Raw genomic sequence first — 18729 nt, 5'->3', positions numbered from 1 at the left:
GTGCGGCCCGCGGCGACCGGCCGCCGCGGGCCGCACCCCTGCCGCCGGCTTCCGGAGCGCCCCACGGCGGGCGATCCGGAAGCCGGACCGGCACTCAACTGAAGTAGATCAACCTCCGTCGGTCATTCATTTCAGTTTATATGTTGCCGAGGGGCCTTTCTCCTGGGGCTGTGTCGATCCGGCCCGGGGTTGCGGCTGTCGCACGCCGCGTGTCCCCTTCGAGCTGCGGAATCTCCCCGGGTCGCCCGGGCGTCCCCGGATCGGGGGCGGCGATCCCTTGACGCGGTCACCACATCGTCAGCACTCTGGTGCCTGGCCGAGCTGATATGACTGAGCATCAGATCCTCATTCATCTCAGCTCATGGCTTCCCTGCGACCAGTGTGAAGGGAGGTGTCCGTCATGAAGAAGATCGTCGTCCGCAAGACCGGCCCGGTCCGTCTGACCAGCACGGCGCGTGCGCTGTACCTGCCGTGGGACTGCATGGTGCAGGCCTGATCCCTCTTCCCGGGGAAACGGGGGAGCGGTGTCGACCCGACATGGCACTGTCGACCGGCGCCGCTCCTCCTCCGCCCACCCCCTCCGCCCACCCCCTTGCGGGAGGACACCCGTGCACTCCTCCGTGGACAGCAGCTCCGACGCCCCGGGCCTCGACCTGGACCGTCCGCTGCCACTGCGCCGGCTCGTCTACCTGGAGGAGGGCGACGAGGTCACCGTCGGCAGCCCGGAGACCGACACCTACGCCGTCCTCCCGGCCGACGGCGCCGAGCTGGTCCGGATGCTGGCCGACGGCGTCACACCGCGCGAGGCCGCCCGGCGCTACGAGTCCGAGCACGGCGAGAGCGTCGACATCGCCGACCTGGTCGAGGCGCTCGTGGACCTCGACCTCGTCCGCTCCGCCGACGCCCCGGCGGAGGTGTCCGCACCCGTGCGCTGGCAACGGCTGGGCCGGGCCGTCTTCAGCCGGCCGGCACTGATCGGCTACGCGCTCGTGACGGCCCTCGCCGTGGTCGAGATGATCCGGGTCCCCCGGCTGGTACCCCGGATCGACAACCTCTTCTTCAGCTCCTCCTACACCCTCGTCGTGCTGATGCTGTTCTTCGGCCAGGCGCCGCTGCTCGCCCTGCACGAGGCCTTCCACGCGCTGGCCGGCCGCCGGCTCGGCCTGCGGTCGAGGCTCTCGGTCGGCCGCCGCCTGGTCTACCTGGTGCTGGAGACCTCCCTCGACGGGCTGGTCAGCGTGCCGAGACGGAAGCGCTACCTGCCGATCATGGCCGGCATGCTGGCGGACGTCCTGGCGATCGCCGTCCTCACCCTGGTCGCCGACGCGACGCACGGCGCCGCCCGGGGAGTGGCGTCGGTCTGCCTCGCGGTCGCCTACGCCACGACGCTGCGCCTCGCCTGGCAGGGCTTCTTCTACCTGCGGACCGACCTCTACGTCCTGCTCAGTACGCTCCTGGGCTCCGTGAACCTCCACGCCGCCGCCACGGACGTCCTGCGCAACGCCGTCCGGCGCGGCACCGGGCGCCCGCCGCTGGACCTGTCCGTCCACCACCCGGTCGACCGGCGGGCCGCCCGCTGGTACGCCTGGCTGATGGTGGTGGGTTACGCGTTCACGCTCACCGTGTTCGCCGGCGTCGTCGTGCCGACGGCGTACCGCCTCCTGCACGACATGTGGCTGCGGCTGACCGGCCACGCCTCGGCGGCGGGCCGCCTCGACTCGCTCGTCCTCATGGTGCTCACCCTCGCGCAGACCGGCGCCGTCGTGGTCCTGGCCGCCCGGGAGCGGCGCGCCGCCCGGTCGGCCTGACCCCCGAACGCCCCGCCCCACCGCACCTCACCACGTCACCGCACGAAAGGCAGCTGCGTCATGGCCGAGCACCGCCACCACTGGGTCCGCGCCGCCCGGCGTCCCGACCGCGTCGACGCCCGCGAGCGGCTCGACCTGCCACCCGCCCTCGCCCTGGTGAACGCCGACCGCCGGCTGCGCGGGCCCTACACGGCCGTCGGGTCGATCCTGCGGGCGATCGTCCCCGACGCGCTGGCGCGCTGCCCGGAGGCCGTCGCCGGACACGACATCGAGATCCTCTCCACCACGCCGGAGCTGCGCGACCTGGTGCCCGCCACCCGCGAGACGCTGACCTCGCTGGCGGTGCCCAAGGAGCGGACCCGCTTCTACTCCGCACTGCGCACCCTGCGGATCGCCCACGGTCTGGTCGAGTTCCTGGAGGCGTACCTGCGCGCGGTCGGCCCGGCCCCGCGCTCGCTGATCGTCGAGGACGCCCACCGGGCCGACCCCACCGACGGTGAGTTCCTCGCCGTCCTGCTGCGGCGGATCGACCCGGAGCTGCTCACCGTGGTGGTCACCACCGGGACCGAGGCGCCGGAGCGACCGGCCGGCCCCGGGAACGAGGTGCTGGCCGACGCGCTCGCCGCCCACTGCGCGGTGCTCGACGCGCCGGACGGGGGACGGCCGGCCGGGGACGCCGCCCGGACGGCGGCCGGAACCGCCGCGCTCGGCCGCGCCCACGTCGCGGCGGACGGCGCAGGCGACGACCCCGACCGCATCGCCGCCTACCTGGCCCTGCCCGCCACCGAGCGCGCCCTGCTGCACGACCTGCGACGGGCGGAGCTGGAGACGGCCGGCGAGTCGTCCCTGCGGCTGGGGGCCATCGCCTGGCACGCGGAGCACGGCAGCGACCCGGCGGGCGTCGGGGCCGACACGCTGCGCCACGCCCTCGACCACTGCATGGACCTCGGCTACTACCACGCCGTCGTGGACCTCGGCGAGCGCGGGCGGCAGCTCGTCACCCACGAGAGCCACCCGACCCACTGGTGGGCCTTCACCACCAAGATGACCACCTCCTTCGCCGCGCTCGGCCTGGCCGATCTGGCGCTGCCGCTGTACGACGAGGCCCGGGCGCTCAGCGCCTCGCCCGAGGTCCACATGCAGGCCGCGTACGCCACGGCGATGCTCCACACCCGGCACTTCGACACCGACCGGCGCGACCACCGGCTCGCCCGGGGCTGGGTCAACCAGGCGATCGCCTTCGCCAGTTGGCACCCGGAGCCGAAGGAGCGGGAGGCGCGCGTGGTGTTCAACCGCAACGGGCTCGCGCTGATCGAGGTCCACCAGGGCCGCCTCGAAGCGGCGTTGACGCTGCTGGACGGCTGCATCGCGACCCTCGACGAGACGCTGGAGCCGCACGAGCACGCGCTGCACCGCTCCGTGCTCCGCTACAACCGCGCTCAGGTGTACGCGGGCCTCCGCCGCCACGCCGAAGCCGTCGCCGACTACACCGCGGTGATCGAGTGCGACCCCAACTACTCGGAGTACTACTTCGACCGGGGCATGCTCTGGCGCGAACTCGGCCGTCCGGAACAGGCGCTCGCCGACTACGACCGCGCCGTCCGGCTCTCGCCACCCTTCCCCGAGGCCTACTTCAACCGCGCCGACGTCCTGGCCGAACTCGGCGACACCGACGCGGCGGTGGCGGACTTCGGGTACGTCCTCCAGCTCGACCCGGAGTTCCGTGACGCCCGCCTCAACCGGGCCTCCCTGCTGTTCGAGGCGGGTGAGTACCGGCTCGCCCGGGAGGACGTCCGGGCCGGTCTCGCGGGCGATCCGGAGAACCCCCGGCTGCTGTGCCTCAAGGGCCAGTTGCTGGCCGCCGAGGGTGAGGGAACCGCAGCCGCCGAGTCCTACGCCGCCGCGCTCGCCGCCGACCCCGGCTGCGCCCAGGCGTGGGCGCTGATCGGTGAACTCCGCTACCAGGAAGGCGATCTGGACGCGGCCGGCAGCAACCTGGCGCGTGCCGTCGAGCTCTCGACGGAGCCCGGCATCCGGTTCAACCTGGCCGTGGTCCACCACGACGCCGGGCGGTTCGGGGAGGCGCTCCGGCTGCTCGACGAGGTGGTCGACTCGACCGAGGACGTGGACGCCCGGCTGCAGCGGGCGCGTTGCCTCATCGGACTCGACCGGGTGGACAACGCCAGGGCCGACCTGCTCGCCTGCCTGGAGGCCGATCCCGAGTCCGCCGGGCAGGTGTACGAGCTGATGCCGGAGCTGGCCCGCGCCTGACACCGTCCGTCCCGCGTCCCACCGGGCGCGCCGTTCCCTCGCCCCGCCGGACCAGGCCGCCCCCGTCGCACCCGTCGCCCCCGTCGCCCCTGCCGTTCCCGCTGCCCCGCGCAACGGGGGCGGCAGGGGCAGCGGGGGCGGCGTCCGGTCAGTGCGGTACCGCCGCCGCCCTGGCCAGTTCCTCGCGCACCCGCCTGCGGACGTGGGCCACCGCCGGCGAACCGGTGTACGCGGCGGCGACCCTGACCAGCCAGGCCGCCTCCTCGCGGAGGTCGGCCACCAGCGGGTGCGGCACGCACCCCTCGCCGGGCCCGGCGGGGAAGTGGTGCCGGGCCCGGGCCGCCTCCAGGACGGCGGCGATGGCGGCGGCCTCCACCACGACGGCGAACTCCTCGGCACGGGCCGGGCCGAGCACCTCCGCCACCCAGAGCGGGACGTGAGGATGCAGATGGGACCGGAGGGACAGCTGCCCGTCACGGATCTCGATGATCCGCCGGTACAGGGCGAACCGGATGTCCTGCCGCCGGGCCCTCGCCCGTCCGACGTTCCGGTCCTGGGTGACGAGTTCGATCTCCGGGACCACCGACCTCATCGCCGACCAGAGCGGGTCCAGCCTGCGGTGGTCACGCCGGGCGCGCGCCCGGCCGCCCCGGTCGTCCCAGCGGCTGACGGCACCGGCGAAGCAGGCTGCCGGTGTCGGCCACCCCGTCACCCGTGCCACGCCGCGCCGCGCGGCCCCGGCCGGCCGATCGTGCGCCACCACTGCGCCGTCCGGTCGGCCAGCCGGCCGATCGCGGTGGACCGGGGACGCTGCAGCGCCCGGTGCAGGGTCAGCGAGGCGACGAGCTCCGCCTCCTGCTCCTGCCGCTCCGTGTAGACCGACCGGCCGAGCACCCGGCGGACCAGCTCGTCCGGCAGCTGGGGTGTCAGCACGCGCGACACGACCGTGCTCAGTCCCGCGCCACCCGTGTGCGCGCAGAGCAGGTGACCGATCTCGTGCAGCACGATGTGCTGTTGGTGCAGGGCCGTGGTGTCGACCGCGTAGCCGATGTAGTCCGCGCGGTCGGTGCTGATCAGGACGCCGCACGGCGAGGGCGCCGGGCCGGAGAGGGGCATGAGCTCGATGGGCCTGCCGCGCAGCCGGGTGAGTGACTCGGTCAGTGCCGTGATGCCGAACGGGTCGGGAAGCGGTATCGACTCCGCGATGCCCCGACATCGCTGCCAGAGTTCATGGTCGACCCCACGCGAATGCCCCACGCCTGCCCCCCTGCTGTCCGACCGGCCCCGGTCGGGAGGCGATCCTACGGACGGGGGAGCGCGGGGAGAACCGCTTCGACGTCGATTTCCGCTACCTGCCACCGGCCTCGCGGCGGGCGATGGCCTCGATCATGTCGCTGATCGTGCCGAGGCCCTCGGGCGAGAGGGCCACCGCGCGCAGCGCCACGTCCCGGACGCCCGCGTCGCGCAGCGCTCCCAGCAGCGCCAGCTCCTCGGCGATCCGTGCGCTCTGCCGGTCGTCGAAGAAGTAGGTCGGCGGGACCTGGAAGAACTGTGCCAGCGCCTCCAGATGACGCTTCGTCGGGTTGTCCCGGCGGCCGGTCCGCAGCTGCCAGAGGTACGTGGCGGAGAAGCTCTCGCCGGTCGCCTCCCGACAGGCCCGGGCGACCTCCTCGTGGCTGTACTGCTCGCGGTCCGCGCGGCGGACGACGTCGAACAGCCGGTCCAGCTTCGCCGCGAGCGTGGACGCAACGGAGCCTGCGTCGGACACGGCCCACCCCTTCCCTCACCCCGTGCACACGCCCGGTGCGTGCGCGGACCGACCACTCCCGATGACCCGGACCCGCGGAGCGGACCCGGCTCCTCATTCTAGGTGCCCCGTGGAGCTGACGAGGGGGTACGCGGGGGACCGGTTCGATCGCACGGCCGGTGACCTGCGCGCGCGGTCGCACGCCCTGCCGGACACCCGGTCGTCCGGGAGGGGCCGGGTGTTGCGCCGGGTGTCGCGGTGGGCGGCGGTGGGCGGCTCCGGACCGCGGGGGCGGGCCGGCCCGGGCTCCTTCGGCCCGGCCGCCCCGCCCCCCCGGCTACTTGAGCCAGCCCAGCTGTTGGGCCCGGACCCCGGCCCGGAAGCGGTTGTCCGCGCCGAGCTTCTCCATCAGGTCGTTCATCAGACGGCGCAGTGTCCGGGTGGAAACGCCGAGTTCGCGGGCTATCGCCTCGTCCTTGAAGCCGGCGTTCATCAGCCGCAGGATGCCCGCCTGCTGGCCGGTGAGCGGGGTGTCGACGGGGGTCTGGGGCGGCGGGGTGTCGGTGCCGAGCTCGACCGCCGACTGCCAGCAGTGCTCGAAGACCCGTCTGAGCAGGCGGGTGATCACCGGGCCGCGGGTGACCATGGCGGTGGGCTGCGCCTCCGTGCCGAAGGCCGGCGTGAAGGCCATCACGTCGTCGATGACGATCAGGCGGAACGGGATGGTGGGGGCCAGCCGGATCTGGACCCCGGAGCGCTGCATCTCCTCCAGCAGGGCGAGGCCCTGCGGCAGCCGCGCGGTGGAGGCGAGGTGGATGGTGCGCATCCCCACGCTGCGGTTGACGACCTTCTGGTTGCGTTCCAGACGGGCCTTGGAGCGGCTCTCGACGACCGGGCCGGGGTGCATGCTCAGCACCTCGTCCTGGGCGAGCTCGGTGCAGTCCTCCAGCACTTCGGAGATGTGGTCGAGGCCGACGATCAGCTCGGCGGGCGCGAGGCTCTCCTGCTGCTGGTACTGGTCGGCGAGTTCGGTGGTGAGGAGCCGCATCGCCTTGCGGACCCGGATGGTCTCCTCCAGCCAGCGTACGGCGGTCTGCTCGGCCTGCTGCGCGAGGCGGTTGAGCGCGACCTCGGTGGAGGTGACGGTGGGCCGCCCGCTGCCGCGGCCGGACCCGGTCAGTAACCCGAGCTCGGTGAGCAGCGCCGTGGCCTCGTGGAGGGAGGCCGGATCCAGGCCCGACCGGGCGCAGATCTCGGGTGTGCTCAGGTTCGGCTCGTTCCGCAACTGCCGGTAGAGGTCCGTCAGGACCTTCCGGTCGCGCTCAAGATCCATTGCTAACTCCGTGGTGGTGGTTCTGCTGCTCTGTGGTGCCCCCGTGGATAACCTGGCCGTCACCAGTCACGGCACCTATGGGACAGCTGTGATCCCTGGACTTGCCGAAGTGCGGTCGGCAGGATCGAAGGAACTTCGCTTGGGAAACAGAGTACGGCGGAGCTGAGACAAAGATCGATTAATTCGCTGGGGGGATGAGTAACATGGTGGCCATTCGGCAATCATTTCAGTCGGCTTGGGTGGGTTTCGGATTCCCGGGCGGGCGTGACGGGGACCTTGAGTGGGGCTGAGCCGTCCGGCTCGCTCCGCAGCTGACGGAGGGGGATGGGCCCGGTGGAGTTGACGCTCCCGTCGATGGCGGCGCTGCTGCTGTTCGTGCCGACGGTGGTCGCGGTGGTCGCGGTGCCCGGGCCGAACATGCTGCTCATCCTCAGTCGTGGCATCGGCCAGGGCCGGCGGGCGGCGTTCGCCTCGGCGCTCGGGGTCGAACTCGGCACGCTGGTCCACGTCCTGGGCACCGTGGTCGGGGTGTCGGCGCTGATCGCCGCCTCCGCCACGGCGTTCGACGTGGTGAAGTACGCCGGCGCCGCCTACCTGGTGTACCTGGGCATCCGCACCCTGCTGTCCAAGGGGGGCGCGCTGGGCGAGGGCCCGGCGGGCTCGGACAGCCCCCGGTCGGTCGGGACGCTGCTGCGCCAGGGGGCTCTGGTGAACGTGCTCAACCCCAAGGTCGCCCTCTTCTTCCTGGCGCTGCTGCCGCAGTACGTCGACCCGGAGCGGGGCTCCGGGGCGAGTCAGACCCTGGTGCTGGGGCTGGTGTTCTTCACGATCGCCCTGGCCATGGATCTGGTGTACGCGGTGGCCTCGGTCGGGGTGGGCGCATGGCTCGCCCGTAGTGTGCGGTTCGCCCGTGCCCAGAAGTACATCACCGGCTGTACGTATCTTCTGCTGGGTATCTCCGCGGCGTTCGCGCAGCCTTCGGGGCGGCGCGCGGGCTGATCGGGCCGTCCCGGTTCCGGATTGCGGGATTCCACCTTCGGTATTCCGTCACGCGGAACTCCTCCGCGCCGACCGGGCGGTTTATCGGTCAACTTCTTCAGGTGTATTCATCTATTTACCCATGGACGAGTGCGGCCGCCCACGCGTGCTGCCGCCCGCCACCTGGCGATTCATCCTGCGCACATTTTCGGCGGCAGCCGTAATCGGCTTTCGGCTGCCCGCGCAGAACCGCTCAGACAGTCCGCAGACCACTCAGACCCACTCAGATACTCCCAGGACGTGAGACGGAGGACCGTTCGATGCCGTGGAGATCCCTCCCTGGCCGGATCGCCGAAGAGGCGAGAGTCCGCCCGCAGGCGCCGGCACTGCTCTGGCACGCGGACGAGGTGAGCTACGCCGAACTGCACCGCATGGCCGGTGCCGCCGCCGCGCGGCTGGCCGGGCTGGGCCTGGGCCCCGCAGAACCGGTGGCCATGGTGGCGAAGAAGTCGCCGCAGGCCGTCGCCGTGGTGCTGGCCTGCCTGATGCTCCGCCGGCCGGTGCTGTTGCCCTCGGCGGAGCTCGGCGCCGAGACCCTGGCCGCCCTGGTGGACCGCTGTGGCGCCCGACGCCTGCCCGACCCGATCCAACTGACCGAAGGACACGAGGAGTTCACCTTCGAGGGTGACCATGACCCGGAGGACGTGGCGCTGCTCCTGACCACGTCGGGCTCGACCGGGCTGCCCAAGGTCGTGCCGCTGACCGGTGGCGCGGTGACGCGGTTCGCCGACTGGGCCGCCGAGCAGTTCGGCATCGGCCCGGAGAGCACGGTGCTCAACTACGCACCGCTCAACTTCGACCTGTGCCTGCTCGACATCTGGACCACGCTCAGCCGCGGCGGGTGTGTCTCCCTGGTGGACCAGGACCTCGCCGCCAACCCGGCCCACCTGCTGGCGCAGTACCGCGCCCGGCCGGTCCAGGTCGTGCAGGGCGTCCCGATGCTCTACCAACTGCTCACCCAGGCCGCCGCGGGCGACCCGGCGCTGGTGCTGGACGGTGTGGAACACGCGCTGCTCACCGGCGACGCCGTCAGCGCCCGCGGCTTCGAACCGCTGCCGGCACTCCTGCCCAAGGCGGTCTTCCACAACGTCTACGGCTGCACCGAGACCAACGACAGCTTCCTCCACACGATCGACCCGGCGGACCCGATGCCGTACGGTACGGTGCCGATCGGCCGGCCGATCGACGGGGTCGACGCGCTGGTCCTGGACGAGGACGGTGTCGAGCTCACCGGGCCCGGCCGCGGTGAACTCGTGGTCTCCACACCGTTCCAGACCGCCGGGTACCTGGACGCCGAGCTCGACCGGGGCGTCTTCTCCGAGCGGGCCGGAACCCGCTACTACCGCACCGGGGACCTGGTGCGCCGTCACGACGACGGGGTGCTGACCCTGGAGGGCCGGCGGGACTTCGTGGTGAAGGTCCGCGGTGTGCGGATCAACACGGCCGAGGTCGAGACCGCCCTGCGCAGCCACCCGGCCGTCACCGAGGCGGCGGTGATCGCCGTCCCCGACGAGCTCGCCGGCACGCGCCTGCACGCCGTCGTGCAGCGCGCCGAGGGCGGGAAGCTCAACTCCCTGACCATCCGCCAGCACGCCGCCGGGCTGCTGCCCCGGGTGGCCATCCCCGCCACCGTCGAGCTGGTGGACACCCCGCTGCCCCGCACCGGCACCGGGAAGCTCGACCGCAAGGCCGTCCAGCGCCGCCTCCTGCAGGCGCGGACCGACCGACCCGACACCACTGCCTCCGGAGGCTGACATGGCGCGCACCGACGACATCAAGCGGTACCTGATCGATCAGTTCCTGCTGGAGGTCACGGTCGAGGAGATCGACGACGACTTCGACCTGCTGGCGAACGGCGTGATCGACAGCCTCGGCCTGCTGACCCTGGTCGGCTGGCTGGAGAACACCTACAAGCTGGACATCGACGCGCTCGACATCGTGCCGGACAACTTCCGTTCGGTCGCCTCGATCGACGCCTTCCTCGGTCAGGCCGACCCGGTGGCGAGCGGAGCCAACTGACCGTGGCCGATCTGCTGCAGAGCCTGGTCCGGGGCACCGAACCGGTGGAACGCCCGGTCTGGGCCGACTTCTGGGAGCGGCTGCACGAGCGCCGGCTGAAGAACGGCGAGGCCCTCGCGGTGCTCGCCTCGCTCTCCACCCGCACCCCCGTGACGCCGACCCTGGAGTCCTTCCTCGGCTCGCTGACCGACCGTGCCGCGCCGCTGCCGGCCCGCTGGCCCGGCGTCGTCAACCTGGTCGGCACCGGAGGCGGCCCCGCCACCTTCAACCTGACCACCGCCGCCGTCCTGGTGGCCGCGGCGACCGGGGTGCCGATCGTCAAGACCGGGTCGCGCGGCTACAGCAGCCGGTACGGCTCGATCGACATCCTGGACCGGCTGGGGCTGCCGACCGCGCGCTCGTACGCCGAGTGCGAGGACCTGCTCGGCCGCTTCGGCCTGGCCTTCGCCTCCGGGTTCGTCTACCCGGTCGAGCTGACCGAACTGGCGCGCGCCGTGCTGCCGTACGGCATGCAGCAGATCGGCCGGTTCGTCAACCTGCTCGGCCCGTTCCTGGCCGCGGTGCCCGTCGAGGTCCAGCTGACCGGTGTATCGTCGCCTGAACTCTGGGACGGATTCGCCGAGTTGGCGGCCGACCGGCGAGTCTGGCTGATCCGCAACGACCTCGGTGTGGACGAGCTGCTCAGCTTCACCGGGAACACCGTGCGGGCGAACGGCACGGAGCTGGCCGTCGGCCCCGGCACGGTGGGCGCGGCGGGCGGCACCCTCGCCGACCTCCGCCCGGCCGCGGAGGGCACCGACGCGGCCGAGCACCTGCTGGACCTGCTCCGGGGCCACGGCCCGGCGGCGGCGGTGGAGAGCATCTGCCTCAACGCGGCGGCCGCGGCGGTCGCCGCCGGCCGGACCACCGACTGGGCGGAGGCGTTCGCCACCGCCCGGGCGGCGGTGGCGGACGGCGCGGCGGTCGGGCTCGTGGAGCGGCTGCGCCGGGAGGTGGGGGCCGGTGTCTGACCCCACCGAGCACGACGGCCGGCCGGCGGGCGGCTTCTTCGCCGGCCGCAGCTCCGCCGACCCGGGTCTGGCGCTGTTCCTCAACGCCGGTGACCCGGGCCTGGACCGGCTCGCGGACCTCGTCCGGCTGCTGGACGAGGAGCGGGTGGACTGCCTCGAACTGGCCGTGCCGTTCCCCGACTCGGTGACCGACGGCCCGGTCATCCGGCGCTCCGCACGGCGGGCGCTGGAGCAGGGCGTCGACCTGGACGCGGTGCTCGGCTTCGTCGAGCGCGTCCGGCCGGAGCTGAGGCACACCCGGATCGCGCTGCTGGCCGACTGGGGCCACTCGGTGAAGCCGGTGGGCCTGGAGGAGTTCCTGCGCAGGGCCCGGGACGCGGGAGCGGACGCGACCCTGCTGCACGGCCTGCCGCCGCTGGCCAGGCGGCGGTACCTGGAGGCCGCGGAACGGATCGGACAGCCGGTGGTCACCACCTGCTACCCGAACTCGCCCCGCGAAGTCCTGGCCGAGAGTGCCGAGTTCGCCTCGGCGTACCTGTACCTGGTGGCCCACTTCGGCCGCTCGGGCACGGCCCCGGCCCCGGACCGCTCGGCGCTCGCGCCGGTGGTCGCCACCCTCAAGGGGCTCACCCCGGCCCCGGTGGCCGTGGGATTCGGGGTCCGCACCGCCGAGGACGTCTCGGCCATGGGGGACCTGGGCGCGGACGCGGCGATCGTCGGAAGCGCCCTGGTGGCGGAGGTCGAACGGGTCCTGGAGACCGGTGGTGACCTGCTCGCCGAACTCGCGGGATTCATCGGTGGCCTGCGTCACCGACCCGTGCACGAAGAACAACTGTCCAATCACTGAACGGAGTTCGTCATGATCATTCGCAAGCTGGAGGACGTCAGAACGGTCGAGTGGGGCAACGGCGTCAGCCGCCGCTTCCTCCTGGAGTCGGACCGGATGGGCTACTCGGTCACCGACACGGTCGTGGCGGCCGGCACCAAGTCGCTGCTGGAGTACAAGCGGCACCTGGAGGCCTGCTACTGCATCTCCGGCCGCGGCGAGGTCGTCGACATGGCGGGCAACAGCCACGTCATCGAGCCCGGCACGCTCTACGCGCTGGACCAGCACGACGCGCACTGGCTGATCGCCTGGCCGGAGGAGGACCTGCGCCTGGTGTGCGTCTTCACCCCGGCGCTGCGCGGCGACGAGGTCCACGACCTCACCGGCGCCTCGTCCTCCCACTACTGATCCCGCCCGCGCCACCGACCACCGACCGGGGAATGAAGCGATGATCGAATGGTCCGCCGATCGGCGCGAGTTGCGCGACGGCCTGACACCGTGGTTCGAGAAGTTCGGCGACGACTACCTGGCCCACGACAAGGCCGCGCGGTTCCCGCGCGGACCCTGGCAGGCCGTGGTCGACTCGGGCCTGCTCGGGCTGCCGTTCGAGCCCGAGTACGGAGGGCTCGGCCAGGACCTGCTGACCACCATGTACGTCCTGGAGGGACTCGGCCACGGCTGCCGCAACGGCGGGCTCAACTTCTCCGTCACCACCAGCATGGTGAGCGTCGGAGTCCCGCTGCAGCGCTTCGGCACGGCCGCCCAGAAGGAGCGGTACCTGACCGGGGTGGCTGGGGGCAGCCTCATCGGAGCCCACGCGATCAGTGAACCCGGCGGTGGCTCGGACGCGCTGGCGATGCGTACCAGTGCCGTGGCCGACGGCGACGCGTACGTGCTGAACGGGAGCAAGACCTTCGTCAGCAACGGACCGGTGGCGGATGTGATCGCGGTCTACGCCAAGACCGATCCGACCGCCGGTCCGCTCGGGGTGACCACCTTCCTGGTGGAGCGTGACACCCCCGGGCTGACCGTCGGCAACCCGATCGAGAAGATGGGCCTCAAGGCGTCCCCGATGTCGGAGCTGTTCTTCGACGACTGCCGGGTGCCGAAGGCCAACGTGATCGGCCGGCCGGGCACCGGGTTCCTGGTGCTCGACCACGTGATGAAGTGGGAGATCCTCTGCTCCTTCGCCGTCACCGTCGGCGAGATGCAGCGCCGGCTGGAGCAGTGCATCGCCTACGCCAAGGAGCGGACCGCGTTCGGGCAGCCGATCGGGTCGTTCCAGCTGGTGGCCGGCCGGATCGTGGAGATGCGGATCGGCGTCGAGACCTCGCGGCGGTGGCTCTACGACACCGCCGAGGCCCTCCTCGCCGGCCGGGACATCACCGTCGACCTGGCCTCCGCCAAGCTGGTGGTCAGCGAGGCGAACGTGGCGTCCGCCCTGAACGCCGTGCAGATCTTCGGGGGCAACGGCTACATGGCCGAGTACGGCGTCGAGCAGGAACTGCGCAACGCCGTCGCCGGGACGATCTACTCCGGCACCTCCGAGGTCCAGCGGGTCCGGATCGCCACCATGCTCGGCCTGTGAGCGCCCCCTTCCCAGAGTACGGAGTCCTCCCCATGTCGAGTGACGTGTCCGCCACCCTGGCGGCGACCGACTTCATCGACCACACCGCGCCGGAGGTGAGCGCCTTCGTCGCCGAGGTGCTGCCGGACGGCGGTACGGACGACCGCGACCGCGCGGTGCGGCTGTACTACGCCGTGCGGGACCGGATCAACTACGAGATCTACGGCGCGGAGTTCACCCGCGAGGCACTGACCGCCAGCGGGACGCTGAGGGCGAAGCGCGGCATGTGCATCCACAAGTCGCTGGTGTACCTGGCGGCGCTCCGCTCGGTCGGCGTCCCCGGCCGCCTGGTGCTCACCGACGTGCGCAACCACCTGGCGTCCGAGCGGATCAAGGAGTACGTCGGAGGCGACGTCTTCTACTACCACGCGCTCACCTCCGTCCAGCTGGACGGGCGCTGGGTGCGGGCCACCCCGGTCTTCAACAAGCTGCTCTGCCGTCTCTACGGGATGAAGCCGCTGGAGTTCGACGGGACGGCCGACAGCGTGCACCACCCCTTCGACGAGCACGGCGCCCGGCAGATGGAATTCCTGCACGAGCACGGCGAGTTCGACGACCTGCCGTACGACCTGGTGCTGACCGGGATGCGCCGTGAGCACCCCGGTCTGTTCGCCGGGCCGGAATCCCGGCGGTTCACCGCCGGTTCGCTGGTGGCCGACGCGGCCGCCCGCCGCACCACCTGACACCCCTTCCCCGCGACCCACCACCAGGCCCGGAGGCCGACACCGTGGACACCATCAAGTACCAGCTGGCCGATTCGCAGATCCCGACGTCCTGGTACAACCTGGCCGCCGACCTGCCCGTGCTCTCGCCCCCGCTGCATCCGGGCACGGGGCAGCCCGCGACGGTCGAGGACCTGGTCGGGATCATGCCGAAGGAGCTGGCCGAGCAGGAGCTCACCCTGGAGCGGGACATCGAGATCCCGTCCGTGGTCCGGCAGATCTACGCCCAGTGGCGGCCGGCGCCGCTGTTCCGGGCCCGCCGCCTGGAGAAGCTGCTCGACACCCCCGCGCGGATCTACTACAAGTACGAGGGCGGCAGCCCGGCCGGCAGCCACAAGCCCAACACCGGTATCGCGCAGGCCTTCTACAACAAGGAGGCCGGCATCCGCCGGCTCGCCACCGAGACCGGGGCCGGGCAGTGGGGCTCCTCGCTCTCCCTCGCCGGGGCCTTCTTCGGTCTGGAGGTCAAGGTCTTCATGGTGAAGGTCAGCTACCACCAGAAGCCCTACCGCCGCGCGCTGATGCACGCGTACGGCGCGACCTGCGTGCCCAGCCCGTCGACCGAGACCGCCGCCGGGCGCGGCATCCTGGCGGACGACCCGGACTGCCCGGGAAGCCTCGGCATCGCGACGTCCGAGGCGATCGAGGTCGCGATGAACGACCCGTTCACCAACTACGCGGGCGGCAGCGTGCTCAACCACGTCGCGCTGCACCAGACGGTGATCGGCAAGGAGGCGCTGCTCCAGCTGGAGATGGCCGACGACTACCCGGACATCATCATCGGAGCGGCCGGCGGCGGCAGCAACCTGGCCGGCCTGGCCTTCCCGTTCCTCGGCGAGCAGCTGCGCGGCGGGCGCCGGGTGCGGGTGATCGCCGCGGAGCCGTCCGCCTGCCCGAGCCTCACCCAGGGCCGTGTCGCCTACGACTTCGGCGACACCACCGGCCTGACCCCGCTGCTGAAGATGCACACCCTCGGCCACTCCTTCGTGCCGCCCGCGATCCACGCCGGCGGCCTGCGCTACCACGGCATCGCGCCGCTGGTCAGCCAGGCGCTGGAGGACGGCCTGCTGGAGGCGCGCGCCGTCCCGCAGACCAGCTGCTTCGAGGCCGGCGTGACCTTCGCCCGGACCGAGGGCATCGTGCCCGCGCCCGAGTCCACCCACGCCATCCGGGTGGCCATCGACGAGGCACTGCGGCTCAAGGAGGAGGGCCGCTCCGAGGCCATCCTGTTCGGACTCTCCGGCCACGGACACTTCGACCTCTCCGCCTACGAGAAGTACCTGGGCGGCGAGCTCGTCGACGAGGGCTTCGACCAGGAGCTCGTCGCGCGCTCGCTGGCCCGGCTGCCGGAGCAGTTCGGGTCGGGCTCCACCGGTACCCAGGCCACGGGGAGCTGAACGAACCGTGCGGCTGAAGGTGTGCGGGGTCACCGGTGAGGACCAGCTGCGGCTGCTCGCCGGAGCCCCGGTCGATCTGGTCGGGCTCTGGTACGGCGTGCCGGACGGGCCCGCGGACCTCGACCTGCCGGAGCTGGTCCGACTGGCCGAGTGCGCGCGCTCGGCCGGCGGGCCGGCCCCGGTCCTGGTGACCCTGCTCGCCGACCCGGCGGCACTGCGCGAAGCGGTCACCGCCTCGGGGGTGTCGCGGGTGCAGTTGCACGGCTACGCGACACCCGCCCAGGTGGCGGCGATCCGCGCGGAGCTGCCCGGCGTCGAGCTGCTGAAGGTGCTCCACGTCCGGGACGGCCGGGTGCTGGAGAAGCCGCTGATCGGGGCCTACGAGCAGGCGGGCGTGGACGTCTTCCTGTTCGACTCGGTGGGCGCCGACGGCCGGATCGGCAGCACCGGTGTGCCGCTGGACGCGGACGCCGTCGAGGCGGTGCTCGGGCGGCTGACCAAGCCGTTCATGCTGGCCGGCGGGATCAGCGCGGTCAACTCCGCCGCGTACCGGACCGTCCGGAGCCGCCCCGGCTTCGACGGCATCGACGTGGACAGCGCCGCGCGCGGTCCGGGCGGCGCCTTCGACACGCAGCGGGTCGAGCGGATCAGGTCGGCCTGGCAGCCCGCCGCCGGGGCTTTCCCGGCGGCGCTGCTGGCCGCCCGGCTGCCGGTCGTCATGGAGCTCAAGGCCCGCAGCGCCCACGGCGAGGACCTGTTCCGCGGCCGGCCGGTGCGGGAGATCGTGGACCGGTACACCCGGCTGGGCGCGCCCGCGCTCTCGGTGGTCACCGGCTCCTGGTTCGGCGGTACCCCGGCGCTGCTGGACGAGGTCGTCGCCGCCACCGAACTGCCGGTCCTGGTCAAGGACTTCTTCACCAAGGACCGGCAGCTCGCGGCGGCCCGCGCGGCCGGTGCGGCGGCCGTCCTGCTCACCGCCACGGTGCTGCCGCGCGGGGTGCTGCCCGGGCTGATCGAGTCCGCCCTGGCCCACGGGCTGACCCCGTTCGTCGAGGTCACGGACGAACGCGAGCTGGCGACGGTGGTGCACGGCGAGTCCTGCGTGGTGGCCGTCAACAACAAGGACATCCGGCAGAAGGAACAGGACGCGCCCGACCTCGGCCGCAGCCTGCGCCTGCTGCCCGACGTCCTGGCCACCGGGACCAGGGTGCCCGTCAGCGCCAGCGGCATCGAGACGCCGCAGGACGCCAGGGGGCTGCTGGCCGCCGGGTACCGGGGCCTGCTGATCGGCACCGGCCTGCTGCGCCACCCCGACCTGGACGGCTGGTTCGGCGAGCTGGGCGAAGGAGCCGTGGCGACGTGGTGACCATCTACCCCCACCCCGCGGCGGAGACCGTGACCGCCGGGCTCTCGCTGCGGGCCGCGCTGGCCGGGCTGCCGGTGCTCGGCCGGGACGAGCCGATCGCCCGCGAGGCGGTCGCCGCCGACTTCGCCGAGCGGTACTCCGGCGTGCCGGCGGTCGGCCTGGCCCGGCCCGAACCGGCGGTGCTGTACACCGGGGTGCTGCCCGACGCGGCCGGCCCGGCCGACGCGACGGACCCGCCCGCCCGTCCGGTGCCGTCCGGCCGCCCGGTCCCGCCGGTGCTGCTCGGGCTGTACGGCGACGAGGACCGGGTGCGCGGCTGGCTGCCCGGTCTGCCCCGGCACACCACGCCGCGGAGCGCCGCCGCCCTGGTGGCGGCGGGCCTCCCGCCGGTGCGGACGGACGCCGCGCCCTGCCAGCAGGTGGTGGCGGGGGAGGTGGACCTGCGGGAGCTGCCGGTGCTCACCGCCACCCCCCGGGACGCCGGGCCGTACCTGACCGCCGCGCTCGTGCACGCGGGCGACGCCGCCACCGGGGGCAGCGCGCTCTCCGCGCACCGGATGCTGGTGATCGGCCGGGACCGGCTGACCGTCTGGATGGTGCCCGGCCGGCGGCTCGGGCAGCTCCACCAGGAGGCGGTGGCGCGCGGCGAACGCCTCCCGGTCACCGTCAACATCGGGGTGCCGCCCGCCGCGATGATCGCTTCGGCGATCAACTCCCGCTTCCTGCCGACAGGTTCGGACAAGCTGACGGTGGCCGGCGGCCTGGCCGGGGCGCCGGTCGGGCTCGTCCCCGCACTCACCCAGCCCGGTGCGACCGCGCTCGCGGAGAGCGAGATCGTGCTGGAGGGGTTCCTGGACGGCACGCTGGCCGACGAAGCCCTGCCGGGCTCCCCGCCGGACGGCTCGCTCCCGGAGTTCCTCGGCTACGACGGGCGGGCCAGGAGCGGGCTGCCGGTGCTCACCGTCACCGGTGTCACCACCCGGCGCGACCCGCTCTACCAGGCCGTGATCGGGCCCGGCCGCGAGCAGTCGCACATCCTGGGCGCCGCCGGTGCGCTCTCGGTGGCCCTGTCGCTGCCGTCCGCGCCCGCGCTGCACGTGCACGACCTGCACTTCTCACCCGCGGGGGGCGGCATGCTCCTGCTCGCCGTCGCCGTCCGCAAGGAGTCCGCCGAGGGGGACCGGGCCCTGGCCGCACTGGCCGAGGAGGTCGTGCGCCGGCACCCGTTCGTCAAGACGGTGCTCTTCACCGACGACGACGTCCGGATCCGCAGCGCCGAGGAACTGCTGTGGGCCCTCACCACCCGGGCCAACCTCGGCGCGGACTGCGTCGAACTGCCCGGGCACCCACCGGTCCCGATGGACCCGTCGCAGACCGCCGAATGGGCGGGGGAGCGCGGCGGTCCGCCGGAGGCGCCGGCCCGCACCTTCGTCGACGCCACCACCCCCTACCGGCTCCGCACCCGCACCGAACGCAGCTTCCGGTCCGCACAGAGCTGACCACCGGGGCCGGCGCACCCCGCACCGCGAGCGCCACCGCTCAACGACGCGTCACCGAGCACGATG

The 18729-nt window shown here is 72.8% G+C and carries 17 protein-coding genes; 13 read left to right on the top strand and 4 right to left on the bottom strand.

The window, feature by feature from the left end; genetic code table 11:
- Positions 1 to 608: 608 nt before the first annotated feature.
- Together ABZY91_RS29445 and ABZY91_RS29440 are read left to right on the top strand one after the other, a co-directional pair.
- Positions 609 to 1808, top strand: coding sequence for a hypothetical protein (locus ABZY91_RS29445; RefSeq protein WP_355405914.1), 1200 nt, complete (start codon positions 609 to 611; stop codon positions 1806 to 1808).
- Between the two features lie 60 nt (positions 1809 to 1868).
- Positions 1869 to 4079, top strand: coding sequence for a tetratricopeptide repeat protein (locus tag ABZY91_RS29440; protein ID WP_355405913.1), 2211 nt, complete (start codon positions 1869 to 1871; stop codon positions 4077 to 4079).
- 148 nt (positions 4080 to 4227) lie between these two features.
- On the opposite strand, the gene ABZY91_RS29435 is transcribed toward ABZY91_RS29440, so the two are convergent.
- From ABZY91_RS29435 to ABZY91_RS29420, 4 genes are all read right to left on the bottom strand, one after another.
- Positions 4228 to 4791, bottom strand: a complete 564-nt coding sequence (locus ABZY91_RS29435) for a DUF6545 domain-containing protein (RefSeq protein ID WP_329881472.1) — start codon at positions 4789 to 4791, stop codon at positions 4228 to 4230.
- Positions 4788 to 5336 (bottom strand): ParH-like protein, encoded by a 549-nt coding sequence (locus tag ABZY91_RS29430; RefSeq protein WP_355405912.1) that lies wholly within the window; start codon positions 5334 to 5336, stop codon positions 4788 to 4790. The genes ABZY91_RS29435 and ABZY91_RS29430 overlap by 4 nt, the downstream gene beginning before the upstream one ends.
- A gap of 91 nt (positions 5337 to 5427) precedes the next feature.
- Positions 5428 to 5847, bottom strand: a complete 420-nt coding sequence (locus tag ABZY91_RS29425) for an XRE family transcriptional regulator (RefSeq protein WP_355405911.1) — start codon at positions 5845 to 5847, stop codon at positions 5428 to 5430.
- A gap of 316 nt (positions 5848 to 6163) precedes the next feature.
- Positions 6164 to 7159 (bottom strand): LuxR C-terminal-related transcriptional regulator, encoded by a 996-nt coding sequence (locus ABZY91_RS29420; RefSeq protein ID WP_329881469.1) that lies wholly within the window; start codon positions 7157 to 7159, stop codon positions 6164 to 6166.
- A gap of 333 nt (positions 7160 to 7492) precedes the next feature.
- Between ABZY91_RS29420 and ABZY91_RS29415 the strand changes: the two genes are divergently transcribed.
- The 11 genes from ABZY91_RS29415 to ABZY91_RS29365 all read left to right on the top strand — a co-directional run bounded on the left by ABZY91_RS29415 (position 7493) and on the right by ABZY91_RS29365 (position 18663).
- Positions 7493 to 8158, top strand: a complete 666-nt coding sequence (locus tag ABZY91_RS29415; RefSeq protein ID WP_355405910.1) for a LysE family translocator — start codon at positions 7493 to 7495, stop codon at positions 8156 to 8158.
- A gap of 299 nt (positions 8159 to 8457) precedes the next feature.
- Complete coding sequence (locus tag ABZY91_RS29410; protein ID WP_355405909.1) at positions 8458 to 9951, top strand: AMP-binding protein; 1494 nt, start codon at positions 8458 to 8460, stop codon at positions 9949 to 9951.
- A gap of 1 nt (position 9952) precedes the next feature.
- Positions 9953 to 10216: an acyl carrier protein gene (locus tag ABZY91_RS29405; RefSeq protein ID WP_355405908.1), complete on the top strand. Its 264-nt coding sequence runs from the start codon at positions 9953 to 9955 to the stop codon at positions 10214 to 10216.
- Positions 10217 to 10218: 2 nt separating this feature from the next.
- Positions 10219 to 11226: a hypothetical protein gene (locus ABZY91_RS29400; RefSeq protein WP_355405907.1), complete on the top strand. Its 1008-nt coding sequence runs from the start codon at positions 10219 to 10221 to the stop codon at positions 11224 to 11226.
- A complete protein-coding gene (trpA, locus tag ABZY91_RS29395; protein ID WP_329881464.1) occupies positions 11219 to 12073 on the top strand; it encodes a tryptophan synthase subunit alpha in 855 nt (284 codons plus the stop codon). Before ABZY91_RS29400 ends, trpA begins: the two co-directional genes overlap by 8 nt.
- A gap of 12 nt (positions 12074 to 12085) precedes the next feature.
- Positions 12086 to 12460, top strand: coding sequence for an ectoine synthase (locus ABZY91_RS29390; protein ID WP_329881463.1), 375 nt, complete (start codon positions 12086 to 12088; stop codon positions 12458 to 12460).
- A gap of 40 nt (positions 12461 to 12500) precedes the next feature.
- Positions 12501 to 13640, top strand: a complete 1140-nt coding sequence (locus tag ABZY91_RS29385) for an acyl-CoA dehydrogenase family protein (RefSeq protein WP_355405906.1) — start codon at positions 12501 to 12503, stop codon at positions 13638 to 13640.
- A gap of 32 nt (positions 13641 to 13672) precedes the next feature.
- Positions 13673 to 14362: a transglutaminase-like domain-containing protein gene (locus tag ABZY91_RS29380; protein ID WP_329881461.1), complete on the top strand. Its 690-nt coding sequence runs from the start codon at positions 13673 to 13675 to the stop codon at positions 14360 to 14362.
- 44 nt (positions 14363 to 14406) lie between these two features.
- Positions 14407 to 15798 (top strand): TrpB-like pyridoxal phosphate-dependent enzyme, encoded by a 1392-nt coding sequence (locus ABZY91_RS29375; protein ID WP_329881460.1) that lies wholly within the window; start codon positions 14407 to 14409, stop codon positions 15796 to 15798.
- A gap of 7 nt (positions 15799 to 15805) precedes the next feature.
- Positions 15806 to 17164 carry a hypothetical protein gene (locus ABZY91_RS29370; RefSeq protein WP_355405905.1) on the top strand — a complete coding sequence of 453 codons (1359 nt, stop codon included), beginning with the start codon at positions 15806 to 15808 and terminating at the stop codon, positions 17162 to 17164.
- On the top strand, positions 17161 to 18663 hold the full coding sequence (locus ABZY91_RS29365; RefSeq protein WP_355405904.1) for a UbiD family decarboxylase: 1503 nt from the start codon (positions 17161 to 17163) through the stop codon (positions 18661 to 18663). The genes ABZY91_RS29370 and ABZY91_RS29365 overlap by 4 nt, the downstream gene beginning before the upstream one ends.
- The last annotated feature ends 66 nt before the right edge of the window (positions 18664 to 18729 follow it).

It is taken from the genome of Kitasatospora sp. NPDC002965, assembly GCF_040611255.1.
Lineage (GTDB): Bacteria > Actinomycetota > Actinomycetes > Streptomycetales > Streptomycetaceae > Kitasatospora.
This window is presented reverse-complemented; position numbering and strand designations above follow the sequence as displayed.

What these genes read in the sequence shown, in the direction of transcription:
- ABZY91_RS29380 (WP_329881461.1), top strand. Translation starts at nt 13,673, where the DNA reads ATGTCGAGTGACGTGTCCGCCACCCTGGCGGCGACCGACTTCATCGAC.
- ABZY91_RS29385 (WP_355405906.1), top strand. Translation starts at nt 12,501, where the DNA reads ATGATCGAATGGTCCGCCGATCGGCGCGAGTTGCGCGACGGCCTGACA.
- ABZY91_RS29420 (WP_329881469.1), bottom strand. Translation starts at nt 7,159, where the DNA reads ATGGATCTTGAGCGCGACCGGAAGGTCCTGACGGACCTCTACCGGCAG.
- ABZY91_RS29410 (WP_355405909.1), top strand. Translation starts at nt 8,458, where the DNA reads ATGCCGTGGAGATCCCTCCCTGGCCGGATCGCCGAAGAGGCGAGAGTC.
- ABZY91_RS29390 (WP_329881463.1), top strand. Translation starts at nt 12,086, where the DNA reads ATGATCATTCGCAAGCTGGAGGACGTCAGAACGGTCGAGTGGGGCAAC.
- ABZY91_RS29405 (WP_355405908.1), top strand. Translation starts at nt 9,953, where the DNA reads ATGGCGCGCACCGACGACATCAAGCGGTACCTGATCGATCAGTTCCTG.
- ABZY91_RS29440 (WP_355405913.1), top strand. Translation starts at nt 1,869, where the DNA reads ATGGCCGAGCACCGCCACCACTGGGTCCGCGCCGCCCGGCGTCCCGAC.